Source organism: Amaricoccus tamworthensis (assembly GCF_049800875.1).
Classification (GTDB): domain Bacteria; phylum Pseudomonadota; class Alphaproteobacteria; order Rhodobacterales; family Rhodobacteraceae; genus Amaricoccus; species Amaricoccus tamworthensis.
Window position 1 is genome coordinate 747,811 of sequence record NZ_JBNAFV010000001.1, and the last position, 16,222, is coordinate 764,032.

The following is a 16,222-nucleotide window of genomic DNA, read 5'->3' on the forward strand; positions in this document are numbered from 1 at the left end:
GAACAATGCTTCCGCGTCATTTTGGTACGACTAAACATGGCAGAAGATCATCTTAAAAATCGAATACGTCAACTGAAAATTTCAGGTATTGCGAAATTTTCCTGCGCATGCCCTAATCTCTGAAATTTTTGGTATGCTCAAAAAGGAGTTTGCCGTGGAGGAATTCGACCACATTGTCATCGGCGGCGGAGCTGCCGGCTGCGTGGCCGCCGGGCGGCTCGCATCCGACGGAAACGCGCGTGTGTTGTTGCTGGAGGCGGGTTATTCCAACCGGCACCCCCTGCTCGACATGCCGCCTGGTATCTTCAAAATGATCAACGGCACCCGTTTCATGCGGTATCACCGGACAGTGCCGCAGCCTCATCTGGATGGGCGCGTGCATGACATTCCGCAGGGACACGTGCTTGGGGGCGGCTCCTCCGTGAACGCCCAGGTGTACATGCGGGGGCGGCCCTCGGATTACGACACCTGGAATGAAATACTCTACGGTTCCAACGATCCGGTGGACTGGAGCTGGAACGCGGTACTGCCCCATTTCCGAAGGATGGAGGGCAACAACCGCCTTCTGGACGAACGCCACGGTGCGGACGGCCCCCTGCTCGTCTCCGACCCCGGCCACATAGACGGCCTGTCCCGGCTGTTCGTTCAGGCGGTACAGGGCCTCGGCCTGCCCTACACGCACGACTTCAACGGTCAGAGGCAAAACGGAGTTGGTTTTTACCAGTTCATGAACCGCAACGGGCGCCGGTCCTCCGCAGCTTATGCCTATGTAACGCCGCAGGAAAACAACTCCAACCTGACGGTCCGCCTTCAGTCCGAGGTTTCACGGATAGACATCGAAAACGGTCGCGCAGTGGGCGTCACATATCGCGACAAATCGGGCGAACATCATGTGCGATGCGCTGGTGAAATTATCCTGTCTGCCGGCTCCCTGATTACACCGAAACTTCTGATGCTGTCCGGCATCGGCCCTGCGGATTACCTTCGTAAAAACGGACTGGAATGTATTGCCGACCTTCCCGGCGTGGGCCAGAACCTCGTTGACCACCCGGAGGTGCCGATCACCGCGCGGGTCAATGGACGCCTCGGGTACTACGGACAGGGAGATGGCTGGCGCATGCTGCGCAACGGACTTCAGTTCAAACTGTTTGGGTCGGGCCCTGTGACATCGGCAGGTGTCGAGGCGGGCGCATTTGTCAATCCATCCGATCCGGACGGTGAGCCGACGATCCAGGCGTTTTGCGTGCCTATCGTTTATGTTGACCGCGACACCCGTGACCTCGTGGAGGACGGCCATGGCCTGACCGTCACAACGGTCGTGGTGAAACCCCGGTCACGCGGCGAGGTGCGTCTTGCCTCCGCTGACCCTGCCGACATGCCACTTGTCTCCCCCAACCTGCTGCGGGACCCGGCGGACATGGACGCCATGATCGCGGGACAACGCTATTTCCTGCGTGCGTTCGATCAGTCGCCGCTGGCTGACAAAATCGACCGAGTGATGCTACCAGCGCCCGATCAGCGCGATGACGAGGCTCTGCGGGCGTATTGCAGACGGTTTGTGAAAACCAACTACCACCCGGCCGGCACCGCCCGAATGGGGCGTGACGGCGATCCCATGGCCGTTCTGGATCCCCGAATGCGGGTGCGCGGAATAGAGGGGTTGCGTGTGTGTGACCTGTCGGCGATGCCCGACATAAACGCCGGAAACACACAGGCCCCGGCGATGATGCTCGGAGACAGGTGCGCTGACTTTGTTATGAATATACTGTAAGGCCCAGCCGCAAACGGAGACCTTAATGCAGGACATCAACGAAAGCCGATCGGGACGCGCCGCAGACACCGTTGTGCGCCAGCTTTCACAGAAAATCCAGTCCGGGGAATATTCGGATGGAACGCCGCTGCCCCCCGAACGCCTGTTGATGGAGGAATTCGGCATCAGCCGTACCGTGGTGCGTGAAGCTGTCCAGAGCCTGTCCAAGCAGGGCCTCCTTGAGGCCCGCCCGCGCCACCGCCCTATCGTACGCAAACCCGGATATGACGCTGCAATCTCAGCAATGGAATCCGTGGTCAGTCACCTGCTGAACAATTCCGGCGGGGTCAAAAACCTGTTCGATACCCGCATCCTGGTCGAATCCGCGCTTGTCCGCCAGGCGGCACAACAGGCACAGCGCGACGACATAGCGGCCCTTAAATCGGCCCTCGAAGCGAACAAGGCCGCGGTTGATGACAGCGAACGGTTCTATCTCACCGACCGGGCGTTTCACGCCCTGCTCTATGAAATCCCGCAGAACCCCGTCCTGCCCGCATTGCATCGGGCCTACGTGACGTGGCTCGCGCCCCAATGGTCACGGATGCCGCGACTGCCGGAACGCAACCGGGCGAACTATGAGGCGCATGTGGCAATTTTCGATGGCATTTTGATGCGCGACCCGGACGCGGCCGAAACCGCGCTGCGCTGCCATCTTGACCAGGCCTGGGAGCAGGTCTGCGAAACCTTTGGCGATGGCCTTTGAAGCGTGGGGATTACGGCCTGCTGGCGTTCGACACGCCCAGCGCCCGGATCTGCTGCGACATCTGCACGAACGATCCGTCAACATGCTTGCGGATGACGGTATCCGCCTTGGCTGCATCGTTGGCCTTAAGCGCGGCGACCAACTGATCATGTTCGTCCATGATGGCCTCATAACGGGCCGGAGAAATACGCAGCCGCGCAGCCTGAACATTTAGAGCGGTTCGCAAATTGCGCCAAATCTCCGCAGCGGTCTGGTTGTAGTGTCCCCTGCAGAAAATCTCGTGGAACTGAAAATCAAGCTTTCGGAAGGTGCGCTGTTCGCCATGCGGCAGTTCGCGTATTCTCGCCTGTACCTGTTCCAGTTCATCGAGCAGTTCGGGCGGCGCGTAATCCGCAAACCAGTTCACGAAATAGGGTTCCAGCATCTGCAGAACCTCAAAGATGTTCTGTATCGAGCCGGCATCCGTGGGACGGATCGTGGCACCACGGTTTGGGTGTATTTCGACAAACCCCTCGCCCTGCATCCGCCGCAGCACCTCGCGCACCGGACTAGTGCTCGTGCCATAGCGCTCCGCAATTTCCGAGACCTTCAGCCTCTGCCCACCGGCCAGACGACCGTCATAGATCTCATCCAGAATCGCGTCATACAGCGGAACCTCCGCAGGGTCGTCACCAGTTTTCATCAACAATCTACCCGAAATTTTCCCGTCACAGTAACGCCGCATACCGGCATCCGCCAGTGCGCGACGGAACCGGGGTCAGATCTCCCCGGCAAAATGACACAGCACATCAGCACCATTGATATTTCTCACCGGCGGCCGTGAAGCCCGGCAAAGATCCGTGGCATGGGGACAGCGTGTCGAGAAACGGCAACCTTTGGGCGGCACACCCACATCGACCGGCTCCGCTTTCCCGGTCTTGCGCCCCCGCCGACGCAGATCCGCGACCGGCACCGCCTCAAGCAGAGCGCGCGTGTAGGGATGCTGCGGCGCGTTGAAGAGTGTGGCGGTATCGGCCACCTCAACAAACTGACCCCGGTACATCACCGCCACCCGGTCGCAGATATGCTCGACAACCGCCAGATCGTGGGCGATGAACAGAAAGGTCAACGCAAACTCTTCCTGGAGATCCTGCAACAGATTGAGCGTCTGCGCCTGGATCGACACGTCGAGCGCCGAAACGGCCTCATCCGCCACCACCAGTTCCGGTTGGGTCGACAGCGCCCGCGCGATGCCAAGCCTTTGCCGCTGACCGCCAGAGAAGGCGTTGGGGTAACGGTGCATGAATTCGCGGCGCAACCCTACACTCTCCAGCAGGGCACCGACACGTTCGCTCAATGCACGACCCTTTAGACCTTCAGTCTTCTGCAACGCCTGTCCCACAACATCGATCACCCGCAAACGCGGATTGAGCGAAGCCTGCGGATCCTGAAAGATCATACGCACCTTGCGCCAGATCTGCCGCATCTGATCAATCGGTGCCGTCGCAAGTTCGACGTCGCTACCGTCCCTCGGCAGGAATTTGATGGACCCCTCACTCGGGTCCACCACCCGCAGAATGCACCGGCCAAGCGTGGTCTTGCCACTGCCGGATTCACCGACGATGCCAAACGTCTCGCCACGTTTCACATCGAAAGACACCGCATCCACCGCGACAAACCCCTTTTGGGGCCTGGAAAACCAGCCGCCGTCGCTACCGCCAAACGTCATGGTCAGGTCACGGACCTCGAGAATGGCTTCAGACATCCGCGGTCACCTCCTTTTCGTGCAGGAAACAGGCAACCTGCCCGTCACCCTGCGGTTTCAGTTGCGGTTCGCGCAGGTCGCAGATGCCCGGCATGAAATGGTCACACCGTGTCCGGAAGGTGCAGCCAGACGGACGCGCCAGAGGATGGGGCACCATGCCACGGATGGCGGGCAGCCGGTTCCGGCCCGTTACGCCAATACGCGGAACGGAATCGAGCAGAGCCCGCGTGTAGGGGTGGCGCGGGTTTTCGAACAGTCCATAGACATCGGATTTTTCGACAATCTTGCCCATGTACATGACCGCCACATCGTCAGCCACTTCCGCAACAACCCCCAGATCGTGAGTAATGAGCATGACCGCCATTTTGAACTCGTCCTTCAGTTCAGCAATCAGGTCGAGGATCTGCGCCTGCGTGGTCACGTCGAGCGCTGTGGTCGGTTCATCGGCAATCAGCAGTCGTGGCTGGCAACTGAGCGCCATGGCAATCATCGCCCGCTGCCGCATTCCACCGGACAGTTCAAACGGATAGGACTCAAACCGCTCCGCTGGACGCGGAATGCCAACCCGCGCCAGCATGTCGATGGCCTCCTCGCGCGCCTCCGCCTTGGTCACGTCCCGGTGCAACCGGATGGTTTCCGTGATCTGGCGTCCGATCTTTTGGATCGGACCGAGCGAGGACATCGGTTCCTGAAAGATCATGGCGATGTCGCTGCCCCGGATCGACCGCAACTCGCGGGACCCAGGCCTTGCCTTGGCAAGGTCAACCGTCCGCCCATCGGCCGCGTGGTAGAGGATGGAGCCGCCGGTAATCCGCCCCGGGGCGTCAACGATCCGCAGGATCGAGCGTGCCATGATCGACTTGCCACAGCCCGACTCGCCAAGCAGACACAGCGTCCGGTTGGGCAGGACATCCAGATCAACACCCTCGACCGCCCGGACCAGACCGTCATCGGTGAAGAAGTGGGTCCTGAGCCCCTGGATTTCGACAAGAGGTTTGGTCTGCGTATCAGTGGGCATAGGGATCTGCGGCATCGCGTAGGCCGTCTCCTAGAAAGTTGAGGGCAAGCACGGTGATCACGATGACCGAGCCCGGAGCGATAAGAAGCCAGGGCGCCTCAATAATTGTGCGAATGTTCTGCGCTTCCTTCAGCAGCGTGCCCCAGGACACGATCGGCGGCTGCAGACCTATGCCGAGAAACGAGAGCGATGTTTCTGCAAGGATCATCAAAGGCACCGCCAGCGTGAGCGACGCAATTATGTGACTGGCAAAACTGGGCACCAAATGTTTGCGGATTACTTCCCAGTCGGACAGACCGTCAAGCCGCGCCGCCACTACAAAATCCTCGTGCCGTAGCGACAGGAACTTGCCGCGAACCTCACGGGCAAGCGTCGTCCAACCGATCATCGACACAATCAGCGTCACCACGAAATAGGTTCGCAGAGGCGGCCAGTCGAGCGGGATCGCCGCGGCCAGACCCATCCAAAGCGGGATCGTCGGGATCGACCGAAGAAACTCGATCAGACGTTGGATCGCATTGTCCACCCATCCCCCATAGTAGCCGGACAGCCCGCCAAGACTGACCCCGACAATCAGGGACACCGCCACGCCGACCAGACCAATCGACATGGAGATGCGGGTTCCCATGATGATCCGGCTCAGGATGTCCCGTCCCAACCGGTCGGCCCCAAAGAAATACACCGTCTGGTCCGGATCCTTTGGACCGAAGAAATGCCGGTCGGTCGGGATCAGCCAGAGCAGTCTGTACTCATACCCCTTTACAAAGAAACCCAGCGGAATGGTCTTTTCAGGGTCCGGCACAAAATGCCGACGCATCGCCTCCCGGTCGACCTCCATCTTCAGCCCGTAGGAATGCAGCTGAAACCGGCTGTTGCCGTCCTCATCCTGAGTGAAGAAGTGAATGCCCTGCGGCGGCGCGAAGGGTGCCCGCGTGTTGGTTTTCAGATAATCCGCCGGTGCAAGGAATTCACCGAACAGCGCGACGAGGTAAACGAACCCCACGATGAAGAGGCTGAAATAGGCGACACCGTGCCGGCGGAACTGGCGCCACATCAGCGCCCAGGGGCCCAGCAGGGCCGGTGTTTTCACCGACTCGGCGGCCTGTACTTCGATTGCTGAATCGATGGCGGTCATTGGTAACGTATCCTCGGGTCGACCCAGGCCAGCAGCACGTCCGACAGAAGCGTACCGATTACCGTGAGCAGGCTGACAATCAGAATGAGCGAACCGGCCAGGTACATGTCCTGAACCAGCAGGGCCCGCAGCAGAAGCGGCCCGGTGGTCGGCAGGTTCATGACCACGGCCACGATGATCTCGCCCGACACCAGCGTTGGCAAAATCCATCCGATTGTGGAAATGAAGGGGTTGAGCGCGACACGTACCGGATACCGCATCAGAAGCTGGAACTCCGACATGCCCTTGGCGCGCGCCGTGACAACGTAAGGCCGATACAGTTCATCCAGAAGGTTGGCACGCATGATGCGGATCAGCGCCGCCGCGCCGGATGTTCCGACCACAAAAACCGGCATCCATATGTGTTGCAGCAGATTGACGAATTTACCCCACGACCAGGGCTGCTCAAGATATTCGGGACTTACGAGGCCTCCGACCGACTGACCGAAATACTTGAAGGCCACGTACATCATCACCAGCGCCAGAAGAAAATTCGGCACCGCAAGACCAACGAAGCCAAAAAACGTGGCGACGTAATCCCCTACGGAATACTTGCGGACCGCCGAGTAGATTCCGATGGGAAGGGCCACGGCCCAGATGAAGCCTAAGGTAAGCAGCGAGATTGCGAAGGTCCATCCAAGCCGGTCCCAGATGACATCCGTGACCGGAAGGTTTTTCTCAAAGGAGATGCCAAAGTCACCTTCCAGCAGGATCCCCGTCATCCATTTCCAGTACTGCAGGTACATTGGCTGACCCAGTCCGTACTGTTCGCGCAACTGTTCAACAACGGCTGTGTTGTCGACGCCCGCCTCACCCATCTCAGCCGCAAGACTGTCTAGATAGTCCCCAGGCGGAAGCTGGATAATGATGAAGGTCACGATGGAGACCAGGAAGACCGTCGGGATCATGTAGAGAACCCTTCGGAAGATGAAGCCACCCATGGCCGCTCCTTTCCAATGTCGTCAAAAAGATGGGTCGACCGGCGGGAGGAAACCGGCCGACCCGGTGGCGTACTTCAGATCACGGCAGGTTGGCGCCGCCCTCGAAGTACATCTGCGCGGTGTAGGGCGCAGGGAACCACAGTTGTCCCGCAATCGGCAGAGGATCGGGCACGTTTCTTACGTTGTTGCGGGCGATGCCGAACACAGGGTCGTTCTGCACCATTCCGATTGTAAAGAACTCGTCCGCCGCCATGTCGAGAACCTCGATCATCAGATCACGCTGCTCTTCCGGAGTGGCCGCGGCACGGACCTGTTTGTAGGTCTCAAAGATGTCCTTCACACCCTGCGGCGGTTCTTCACCGGTTGAGGGATCAACACCCCAGGCCGCCCACTCACGCGCCCAGGAAACCGAATTCGAGATGGTCGGAACGTAGCAGATCGGCGTGGTGTAGGCGTCCGCCTGACCACCGGAACAGTTCCACAGATAGGCATCGAAGTCGTTCGACGTGTGGAGCTCAATCAGACGCGAACGGTCGGTCGCGCGGATCTGGAAATCGAGGCCAACATCGCGCGCGTAACCCGCGATCAGTTCCATCGCGTCAGGATACTGCAGCCCAAAAACGTCAGCGACCAGGAAGATCAGCGAGAACCGCTCACCATCCGGACCAATCCGGAACCCTTCGGCGTCCTTCTCCGGCAGCACCTTGTCGAGATACTCATTGGCCAGATCAACATCGTATTCCGTGTACTGCTTGGCGTGCTCTTCCTTGTAGAGTTCCGTTCCCTCACGGGGGGCCGTCTGCGCCGCGGTGCCTGCGCCAAAATACAGCAGGTCAATGACTTCCTGACGGTTCATGGCATGGCTGACACCGATGCGGAAATCCTTGTTGTTGATGACCTCCCGCTTCATGGGATCGGTGTGATTGAGGTTCATCATCAGAATCATGATATTCGCGGGAAGATCGCCCACATCGAAGAAACGGTATTGCCCGCGTTCCATGTTGTCCGTCAGCGAAGCCTTGTTCGACGGACGGCCAAGGTGGCGCAGCATATAGTCGATCTCACCATTAAAGGCCTTGAGGAGGATGGTCTCCACATCCTCGACCTGATCATAGGTAATGCGGTCCATATAGGGCAGCTGCTGGCCCTCGCTGTCGACTTTGTAGTAGTACGGGTTGCGCTCCGCGACGACACGATCGGTCGCACCATAGGCATTGGTCAGGTGCCACGCATGGAGCGTCGGGCGGTCCGGGTTCTGCCAGAACAAAGGCGTGTCCATCGGCCCGGCCTTCAGGTTAAACAGCTGGACCCAGTCACCCGCAGCCGGCTCGGCTTCCACCAGCGCCTGAACATCATCGTTGTATCTGGGCATGAACTGGCTGAGGTAGTGTTTCGGATAGGCCGTGGCGTGGTAGCCAAAACCATATGCCAGCGCCTGAAGGAACAGGCCGTTGGGTGCTCCGAAATCGAACTCCACCGTTACGTCATCGATCTTCGTGATTTTCACGGGTCCGGCCGGGCCGATGAACGTGGAATCCTTGTTCGGTGTCAGCTGTGGATCCGAGAAAATATCCTCGTACCAGAAGATGATGTCATCGGCACCAAACGGTGCGCCGTCGGACCACTTCATCCCTTCACGTAGATGGAACGTGAACTTCGATGCGTCCTCGGAAACATCCCATGATTTGGCGATGTTCGGCCGGATCTCCGACCAGTCCGGGGACCAGCGAACCATGTTGTCACTGCCAATGGTCCGCACCATGTTGTGCTGATCGCCGCCACCAAGAATGGCCCGGCGCAGGGTTCCGCCGTATTCACCGGGCCCCTCAATCACGTCCATCACCAGCGGCTCCGACGGCAGTCGCTCGTCAACCGGCGGCAGGTCTCCGGCCGCAACCTTCTCCGCCAGTTCCGGAGCCTCCTCATAGGCCAGGGCCTGCCCCGCCGCCATTATGGCCAGCGCTCCCGCGAGCGCCGTTCCTGTCAGCCATTTATTCATTTGCGTTTTCCTCCTCCGTTAAAATTGGTCACCAGTTGGTGACAGAGCCGTCCGGCCGCCACAGATGTGGCGGTTCGACATGGGTGGGCTGGCTGGCCCGTATTTTTTCCTCGTCGACCTCAACTCCGAGACCCGGCCGGTCCGGCACCCTGTAGGTGATGCCATCGAGCGGGATCTGAACCGGAAACAGTTCGGGGTCATGGAAACCCAGATCTTCTGTCGGCCCCTGCCGGGTCTCCGCCCAGCTGAAATTCGGGACCGCAGCAGCCATGTGGATGGTGGCCGCGGTACAGACCGGGCCAAGCGGGTTGTGGGGCATCAGGTCGATGTAATGGCGCTCACACCACCCGGCGACTTTCATCGCCTCGGTAAAACCGCCGATGTTGCAGATATCGACGCGCATGTACTGCGTCAGACCCTGCTCAATATAGGGCGCCGCCTGCCACTTCGAGGCAAACTCCTCACCGACCGCGAAGGGAATGTTGGTCATCGAGCGCAGTGTACGGTAGGCCTCGGGCGTTTCGCAGCGGATCGGCTCCTCCAGAAAGTCGAGGGTTCCCGCGGGCAGCCGGTTACAGAAATCCGCGGCCTCGGCCAGCGACAGTCGATGGTGCAGATCAATGCCGAGACAAAGATCGGGTCCGAACTCCTCGCGCAGAGCGATCAGCTCCCTGGCGGCCTGATTGAGGTTTTTCCGCGGGTCAAACGCACCGTCGCCTTTGAAATCGCCGGTGTAAATGCGAAGGCAATCCCATCCGTGGCCGACCAGGACCCGCGCCTTGGCAAGCAACTCATCCAGATCATTGGACTGTGCGCTTGGAAATGTCGGAATCTCATCCCGGTGCTTGCCCCCCAACAACTGATAGACCGGCACGCCGAGGCGTTTGCCGAGAATGTCGTAGAGCGCAATATCGATTGCCGACATGGCGGCGGTCAGAACACGGCCACCCTCAAAATACTGGCTGCGGTAGCTTTCCTGCCAGATGCGTCCAATCTGGTTGGAATCCCTGCCGACCAGGAAGGCCGCGAAATGCCGAATGGTTGCGGCAACGGACTCCTCGCGCGCGGACAGCCCGGATTCACCCCAGCCAATGAGTCCGTCCTCGGTCGTGACCTTGACCAGAAGCTGATTGCGAATGCCAACCCGGGCCAGAAGCGGTTCGATGGATGCAATTTTCGTCATGTAATAGGGCCTTTCAGTGCCAGCCGACGCGGGGCGCCGCCGGGATCATTCCGGGACGCTCCACCGCAATTGTGGAGATCAGACGATCCCGCACGGATGCGGCACCGACGGTGTCCCAAAGGTTTTTCATCTCGAAGGGATCGTTGATGAGGTCGTACAGTTCACCCGCACCGCTCGTCAGATCAACGGACAGACGGTGGGTACGCGACCTGACGGTTCGCAGGTCGAGATCAACGCCGCTGCGCTCTGCGTCGACCTCCCATTCGTTATGGGCCACATCACGTTCCGCACCGCCCAGGACGTCGAGAAGCGACAAACCGTCGTCATCAGATGCGTTAATCCCGCAAAGCTCCGCGACCGTCGCGCGCAAATCGAGCGTCGATACCGGCGCGTCAAACCGTCCCTGGGCAATGCCGGGCCCGGCCATGACAAGCGGCACGCGCAACAACCCGTCGTAGAGCATCGGTCCCTTAAGAAGCAGACCGTGATCCCCCAGCCACTCGCCATGGTCGGACGTGAAGATGACGATTGTGTTTTCCAGCCGACCGGATGCCTCCAGGTGGTCAAGGATGCGTCCAATCTGATGATCGATTGCAGCGATCATCCCATAATAAACCGCAATCGCATCGCGCAGATCCGCGTCGCCCAGCGCATCGTCATTACCCCAGTAAGGCTGATCTTCCGCATGGTTGCGTTTCTGCGTGCGGCGGACCGGGCTTTCGAGGAATGCCCGATGCCACCAGGGCCGCCTGTCCAGATCCATCTCCCGGTGCAGCGGCAGATCGACCTCGGCCGGGTCGTACATTGAGGCCCAGGGCGAGGCGGCAAGGAACGGCGGATGTGGATCCGGGAACGAAATCCAGGACATCAGCGGCCTGTCGCCGCGGGTCTCCAGCATTTCAACCGCACGGTCGCCAACCCAGGAGGTGGACATCCACTCGTCCTCCAGCGCCGAGCGCCAGACCTGTTTGTGGCTGGTCAGCGGCGGGACGGCCTCTTTGGCGCGCGCCCACCGCGCTCCGCCCTGACCATCCTGATCGAGAAAATGCTCGTAGTGGAGTGTGTTCGGCCGATCTTTCCACCCGCAGTGATGATGTGGCCGCAACGTCAGCGCCACGTTCTCAAACCCCATATAGGGACCGGTCCAGCTTTCGTCGAACCGCGCCACGGAGCCGTAGCATTCGGGAAAACCGGTCGGGGAAAAGGTCTCGTGCGTCGAGAAATGCGCCTTGCCGATGAAACCCGTGTCGTATCCCGCACGGGAAAAAAGCCCGCCCAGCCCCTCCTCCGCCAGATCCGGGTCCAGATTGCGACCGTTGTCGCGTACGCCATGACTGTAAGGGAGCTTGCCTGTGAGAATTGAGGCCCTCGCGGCCTGGCACATGGGATGGGGGGTTATACAGGTGTCGAAACGGGCACCGCGGGAGGCGATCCGGTCAATGTTCGGCGTCCTCACCAATCGTCCCGCACCGCCAATACAGTCTCCGCGCTGCTGATCCGTGGTGATCAGAAGGATATCCGGTGCACCGCTCACGCCTGCACCCGGCAGCAGACAAACCTCTTCCGTGCGGCCGAAGCCGCTGAAATGCCGAGCATTTCTCCTCCCTTCATTTGATTCTTTCTCAATTGTTAGATCAAAGGAAAAAAATAGTCGACTATTTTTTTGTTTTGATCGTCTTAATTAAAATTTTTCACAGTCAATCTGGCCCGACCATCGATAGTATCGAACCAAGTATCTGAAATGTCGTGGTAATTTTGGAACATGTCAGCCGGGGACCGCGAGTTCGCTCGCACCAGCAGCCGCATGAGCCGTTTATACGGCAACCGTCACCGCGCCCGGCCCAAGCTTCGGGCAGCATATGTGCCGCAGGAAAAATTACTGAATTCGGTACAGCCGCCGTGCCGTATCGGAGAACACCGACCGAACCACAGCCCTCGTTTGCCCGGAGAAAACAGAAGTCAGCTGTTTGAACTGTTCACCCACGGGGCAATTTACAGTCTCAACCGGCAGGTTCGATCCATAGAGCACCCGGTCAGGGCCGATAAAGTTCAGCAAATGTGCGATGTAAGGAGCAATGACGGAAGAACGCCACTTCCGGTCCACGGTCCAGAGCCCCGAGAGCTTGACGTAGACATTCTCCACATCTGCCAAGGCCTTGATACCGTCCAGCCAATTGCGGGCGTTTCCGGGCCGACCCGGCTCCAGCGTCGCGAAATGGTTGATCACAAGTTTCAAGGCGGGATGGTCGATTGCCAGAGCCCGCACCTCGGAAAGCTGTTCAGGAACGACAACAAATTCCAGACAGAGTTGGTTGTCCTCCAGGGTTTTCAGCACACTGCGAAACCCGGGATCGGAAAGGACTTCAGGCCGGTCCGCCACGCGCCACCGGCCCTCGGCATCCCACGCAACCGGTGTCCGGACGCCGCGCAGGGCCGGAACGCGCAGATGACGTGCGATTTGGGCTCTGGCATCCGTGCAGCAGAGATCAACCTCCGCAACAATTGCCGATGGCCACCCGTCCCTCTCCGCCAGTTCCTGCAGCCAAAGCGTTTCCTCCACCGGGTCAGCAGCGCCGCAATTGGCCTGAACGTGGACACTTGCCGCCAGGGGCAGGTCCCGAAATGTTGCAAGGTAATCAGCCGGCAGGAAATCCCGGCTGATCGACGCCTTATCGCCAAACCGCGCCGGTGGAGCATCTGGCGCAAGCCAGCGATATGGAAAGCGGCTCAGATCCCAGAAGTGATGGTGTCCATCAACCAGATCAATTCCGTCAAGCCACTCCACCATGCTCAGTACGTCGCGCGTCCACCTGAGAGATCGAACACCGAACCTGTCGTAAAGCTGTTTTCTATCGAACACAGCCAGACGATCATTGCCGCCGCCTCATCAAGCTCCAGAAAACGGCCCCGCGGAATTTTGGAAAGCATGTAGTCTATGTGTTCCTGTTTCATCTGGTCGAATATGCGCGTCCGGGCCGCGGCGGGCGTCACACAGTTCACGGCTATGTCCTGACCCGCGAGTTCCTTGCCCAGGGATTTGGTCAATCCGATCACGCCCGCTTTCGACGCGGAATACGCGCTGGCGTTGGGATTGCCCTCCTTGCCGGCAACGGACGCAATGTTGACGATACGCCCATAACCCTGACTGGTCATTGCCGGCACCACGGCACGGTTGACGTGGAATGTGCCGAGAAGATTGATCTCCGTGATCGTCCGGAATTCCTCCACCGGATAATCGGCCAACGGCATGTTGGAGCCTGCAATGCCCGCGGAATTCACGAGGATATCGGCGCGTCCGGTCTGCTCAAGCGTGTACGCCATTGCCTTCTCGACGCTGTCGTAATCCGAAATGTCGACCTCGCACGCAAAAGCACTCCCATCGATCTCCGTTGCGGCCTCCCTCGCCAGTTCCGCGTCACGATCCCAGATGGCGAGCCTTGCTCCAGCCTCCGCGAGCCGATTTGCGACGGCACGGCCAATACCCTGGGCACCGCCTGTTACAATTGCGGTCTGATTGCTGAAGTCTGTCATTCTGCGGCTGCTTTCTGCTTTAAATTAATCAACTGTTCCTGTCCGTTCGCTTTGCCTGAGGCGACAATGGCGTGAAGCGTTTCCACCGCCCTGGCCCCAACCTCCCCCGGGCTTTCATTGCAGCCGTGACCCAGCGCGAGATCAACCAACCGAGCTGCAGGTGCCTCGCAACTGTATTTCCAGGCCCCTTCCGGGACATCGGCCACCCGCGTTTCGCCATCGGGGAGTTTGAGCACCAGGCGCTCCGTCTCAATATCGAGAAGCACCGAACCCCGGCTGCCGTAGATGCGCAGATCGACCTCAAAGCCATGGCCGTTGGGGACACCGCAACTGCCGGAAAACACCCCGGTTGCCCCACCCTCAAAACGGACCGCAGCTGCGTCGTGCAGATCAATGGAACTCGGCGCGTCAAACAACATCGCCCGAACGGAGGCACAGCGTAGATCCGTGAGCCAGTAAAGAATGCCCAGCGCATGCGACAGCTGCCCATAGGCATAACCTCCCCCCTGGTCAGGCGCTTCCCATGTGCTGCGTTCCGGCTGAATGGCGATGTGCCCCCAATTGGAAAGCGTACCGCCAGAGAAAATGCTGCGGGTGAAGGACGCCATGTGACAGACGACGTGCTCAATATCACCGATCTCTGCGATCATTTCCCGCATTTCATCGAGGCCCGGCTTGTAGTTCCAACCGTAAGCAACCAGCAGTTCGCGGCCGCATGCTTTCGCCATCTCCACCAGATCCCAGGCTTCACCGGGGTCGAGGCACATCGGTTTTTCCACGAGGACGTGACAGCCTTTCTGAAGGAAAGCGCGGGCCTGTTCGTAGTGGAGATTGTGCGGCGATGAGATAACCGCCACATCGATGTCCCTGTCCAAAATCTCGCGCCAGTTCTCGGTCGCAAATGCAAATCCGAACTCGTCGGCAATGAGATCAAGCTCATCGCGCCCGAGGCGACAAACCGAGTCCAGGGCAACGTCGTCCCGGGCCGCAAGAACCGGGATGTGCATGCGGTAGGCGAAATGACCGGCACCGATGATTGCGGCCCGCACGGGTCCAATGTTTGAAGTCATGTACTTTCCCTGATTTGCAGGTGATAGCCGATGTCCTGGGTGACGGGGTCATTTGCGCCACCCTCAAGCCGCTCCATCACGAGGTTTGCCGAGCACTCACCAATGGCCCGCCCCCTGATCTGAACGGTTGTCATAGGCACCGGAAGAAGCGCGGAAAGGCTGAGATCCCCGAAGCCGGCAATGGCCAGTTCATCGGGCACCCTGACCCCGTTGGAAATGCACCACAGCATTGCTCCATGGGCAGGCAGTTCCGCGAGAAAAAAGAGAGCGTCCGGCCTGCGTTTGCGTGCAAACAGACTCTCAACAAGGGAAAGCCCACCCTCTATGGTTGCCGGGTTGTCAAACTCAACGATCGTATCCTCGTCGACGCTGCGGCCTGCCCCACGCATGGCGTCCACAAAGCCGCGCCGTCGATCCTCCGCCTGGTCGTTGTTGGCTGACGAGCCGCCGACCATAACAATTTCCCTGTAGCCACGCTCAATCAGGTAGCGGGTCATCTCAACAGCGGCACCGTAGTTGTCAAAACCCACCGCGCTGTCGATCGCGTTGTCCCGAAGGTTCCAGGCCTCAACCACCGGCCCGGAAAAACTGTCGAGCAGTTTGCGGGCGGTCTGTGTGTGCGAGAAGCCCGTCACGATTATCGCGTCGGCCTGGCGGGCGATGAAGGTCCGTATCGCCTCTTCCTCCTTTTTCGGACACCAGTCGCTGACGGCGAGGAGCATCTGCTGCTTCCTTGGCTCCAGTACATGGCTGACCCCCTGCGCAAAATCCGCAAACAGTGAGCTGGCAAGAATGGGCACGACCACCCCGATCATGTCGGATCGCTGCGACACTAGGGAACGGGCCGTCAGATTCGGAATGTAGCCGATTTCCTCGATCGTGCTTTGGATCCTTGCGCGCGTATCCGCGTGGACGGTCTCCGGCTGACGCAGGGCACGCGACACGGTAATCAACGAAAGCCCGGAGGCTTTTGAGACGTCCTTGAGCGTCACCTTTTTCCTGTCAACTTGCGCCATTCACGGCCTCCCTATCGGCATTTCGCCCAGCAT

14 protein-coding genes are annotated in these 16,222 nt (G+C 59.5%); 2 read left to right on the top strand and 12 right to left on the bottom strand.

The genetic code is table 11. The annotated features are described in order from the left end of the window. Positions 1 to 133 precede the first annotated feature (133 nt). Together ACP15P_RS03595 and ACP15P_RS03600 are read left to right on the top strand one after the other, a co-directional pair. The gene (locus ACP15P_RS03595; protein ID WP_424927126.1) at positions 134 to 1,771 is read left to right on the top strand and encodes a GMC family oxidoreductase; all 1,638 of its coding nucleotides are present in this window, start codon (positions 134 to 136) and stop codon (positions 1,769 to 1,771) included. 25 nt (positions 1,772 to 1,796) lie between these two features. Next, the gene (locus tag ACP15P_RS03600) at positions 1,797 to 2,513 is read left to right on the top strand and encodes an FCD domain-containing protein (RefSeq protein ID WP_424927127.1); all 717 of its coding nucleotides are present in this window, start codon (positions 1,797 to 1,799) and stop codon (positions 2,511 to 2,513) included. A gap of 10 nt (positions 2,514 to 2,523) precedes the next feature. On the opposite strand, the gene ACP15P_RS03605 is transcribed toward ACP15P_RS03600, so the two are convergent. From ACP15P_RS03605 to ACP15P_RS03660, 12 genes are all read right to left on the bottom strand, one after another. Further along, positions 2,524 to 3,195, bottom strand: a complete 672-nt coding sequence (locus ACP15P_RS03605) for a GntR family transcriptional regulator (RefSeq protein ID WP_424927128.1) — start codon at positions 3,193 to 3,195, stop codon at positions 2,524 to 2,526. 75 nt (positions 3,196 to 3,270) lie between these two features. Beyond that, the gene (locus tag ACP15P_RS03610; RefSeq protein WP_424927129.1) at positions 3,271 to 4,257 is read right to left on the bottom strand and encodes an ABC transporter ATP-binding protein; all 987 of its coding nucleotides are present in this window, start codon (positions 4,255 to 4,257) and stop codon (positions 3,271 to 3,273) included. Then, complete coding sequence (locus tag ACP15P_RS03615) at positions 4,250 to 5,290, bottom strand: ABC transporter ATP-binding protein (RefSeq protein ID WP_424927130.1); 1,041 nt, start codon at positions 5,288 to 5,290, stop codon at positions 4,250 to 4,252. The genes ACP15P_RS03610 and ACP15P_RS03615 overlap by 8 nt, the downstream gene beginning before the upstream one ends. Continuing rightward, complete coding sequence (locus tag ACP15P_RS03620) at positions 5,265 to 6,410, bottom strand: ABC transporter permease (protein ID WP_424927131.1); 1,146 nt, start codon at positions 6,408 to 6,410, stop codon at positions 5,265 to 5,267. The genes ACP15P_RS03615 and ACP15P_RS03620 overlap by 26 nt, the downstream gene beginning before the upstream one ends. Continuing rightward, entirely contained in the window at positions 6,407 to 7,390 is a 984-nt protein-coding gene (locus tag ACP15P_RS03625) for an ABC transporter permease (RefSeq protein WP_424927132.1), read from the bottom strand. Before ACP15P_RS03625 ends, ACP15P_RS03620 begins: the two co-directional genes overlap by 4 nt. Positions 7,391 to 7,469: 79 nt before the next feature. Further along, positions 7,470 to 9,389, bottom strand: a complete 1,920-nt coding sequence (locus tag ACP15P_RS03630; protein WP_424927133.1) for an ABC transporter substrate-binding protein — start codon at positions 9,387 to 9,389, stop codon at positions 7,470 to 7,472. A 28-nt stretch (positions 9,390 to 9,417) separates the two neighbouring features. Further along, positions 9,418 to 10,572, bottom strand: a complete 1,155-nt coding sequence (locus tag ACP15P_RS03635; RefSeq protein ID WP_424927134.1) for a mandelate racemase/muconate lactonizing enzyme family protein — start codon at positions 10,570 to 10,572, stop codon at positions 9,418 to 9,420. Between the two features lie 13 nt (positions 10,573 to 10,585). Next, complete coding sequence (locus ACP15P_RS03640; protein WP_424927135.1) at positions 10,586 to 12,106, bottom strand: sulfatase family protein; 1,521 nt, start codon at positions 12,104 to 12,106, stop codon at positions 10,586 to 10,588. A 342-nt stretch (positions 12,107 to 12,448) separates the two neighbouring features. Beyond that, positions 12,449 to 13,360 (bottom strand): amidohydrolase family protein, encoded by a 912-nt coding sequence (locus tag ACP15P_RS03645; protein WP_424927136.1) that lies wholly within the window; start codon positions 13,358 to 13,360, stop codon positions 12,449 to 12,451. Between the two features lie 2 nt (positions 13,361 to 13,362). Beyond that, positions 13,363 to 14,103, bottom strand: a complete 741-nt coding sequence (locus ACP15P_RS03650; protein WP_424927137.1) for an SDR family NAD(P)-dependent oxidoreductase — start codon at positions 14,101 to 14,103, stop codon at positions 13,363 to 13,365. Then, positions 14,100 to 15,173 (bottom strand): Gfo/Idh/MocA family protein, encoded by a 1,074-nt coding sequence (locus tag ACP15P_RS03655; protein ID WP_424927138.1) that lies wholly within the window; start codon positions 15,171 to 15,173, stop codon positions 14,100 to 14,102. The genes ACP15P_RS03650 and ACP15P_RS03655 overlap by 4 nt, the downstream gene beginning before the upstream one ends. Beyond that, positions 15,170 to 16,189: a LacI family DNA-binding transcriptional regulator gene (locus ACP15P_RS03660; RefSeq protein ID WP_424927139.1), complete on the bottom strand. Its 1,020-nt coding sequence runs from the start codon at positions 16,187 to 16,189 to the stop codon at positions 15,170 to 15,172. Before ACP15P_RS03660 ends, ACP15P_RS03655 begins: the two co-directional genes overlap by 4 nt. Positions 16,190 to 16,222: the final 33 nt, after the last annotated feature.

Bases quoted from the DNA above. Each gene is read 5' to 3' on its own strand.
- ACP15P_RS03600 (WP_424927127.1), top strand. From the start codon at position 1,797: ATGCAGGACATCAACGAAAGCCGATCGGGACGCGCCGCAGACACCGTT.
- ACP15P_RS03620 (WP_424927131.1), bottom strand. From the start codon at position 6,410: ATGACCGCCATCGATTCAGCAATCGAAGTACAGGCCGCCGAGTCGGTG.
- ACP15P_RS03625 (WP_424927132.1), bottom strand. From the start codon at position 7,390: ATGGGTGGCTTCATCTTCCGAAGGGTTCTCTACATGATCCCGACGGTC.
- ACP15P_RS03655 (WP_424927138.1), bottom strand. From the start codon at position 15,173: ATGACTTCAAACATTGGACCCGTGCGGGCCGCAATCATCGGTGCCGGT.
- ACP15P_RS03635 (WP_424927134.1), bottom strand. From the start codon at position 10,572: ATGACGAAAATTGCATCCATCGAACCGCTTCTGGCCCGGGTTGGCATT.
- ACP15P_RS03630 (WP_424927133.1), bottom strand. From the start codon at position 9,389: ATGAATAAATGGCTGACAGGAACGGCGCTCGCGGGAGCGCTGGCCATA.
- ACP15P_RS03650 (WP_424927137.1), bottom strand. From the start codon at position 14,103: ATGACAGACTTCAGCAATCAGACCGCAATTGTAACAGGCGGTGCCCAG.
- ACP15P_RS03615 (WP_424927130.1), bottom strand. From the start codon at position 5,290: ATGCCGCAGATCCCTATGCCCACTGATACGCAGACCAAACCTCTTGTC.
- ACP15P_RS03660 (WP_424927139.1), bottom strand. From the start codon at position 16,189: ATGGCGCAAGTTGACAGGAAAAAGGTGACGCTCAAGGACGTCTCAAAA.
- ACP15P_RS03605 (WP_424927128.1), bottom strand. From the start codon at position 3,195: ATGAAAACTGGTGACGACCCTGCGGAGGTTCCGCTGTATGACGCGATT.
- ACP15P_RS03610 (WP_424927129.1), bottom strand. From the start codon at position 4,257: ATGTCTGAAGCCATTCTCGAGGTCCGTGACCTGACCATGACGTTTGGC.
- ACP15P_RS03595 (WP_424927126.1), top strand. From the start codon at position 134: ATGCTCAAAAAGGAGTTTGCCGTGGAGGAATTCGACCACATTGTCATC.
- ACP15P_RS03645 (WP_424927136.1), bottom strand. From the start codon at position 13,360: ATGGTGGAGTGGCTTGACGGAATTGATCTGGTTGATGGACACCATCAC.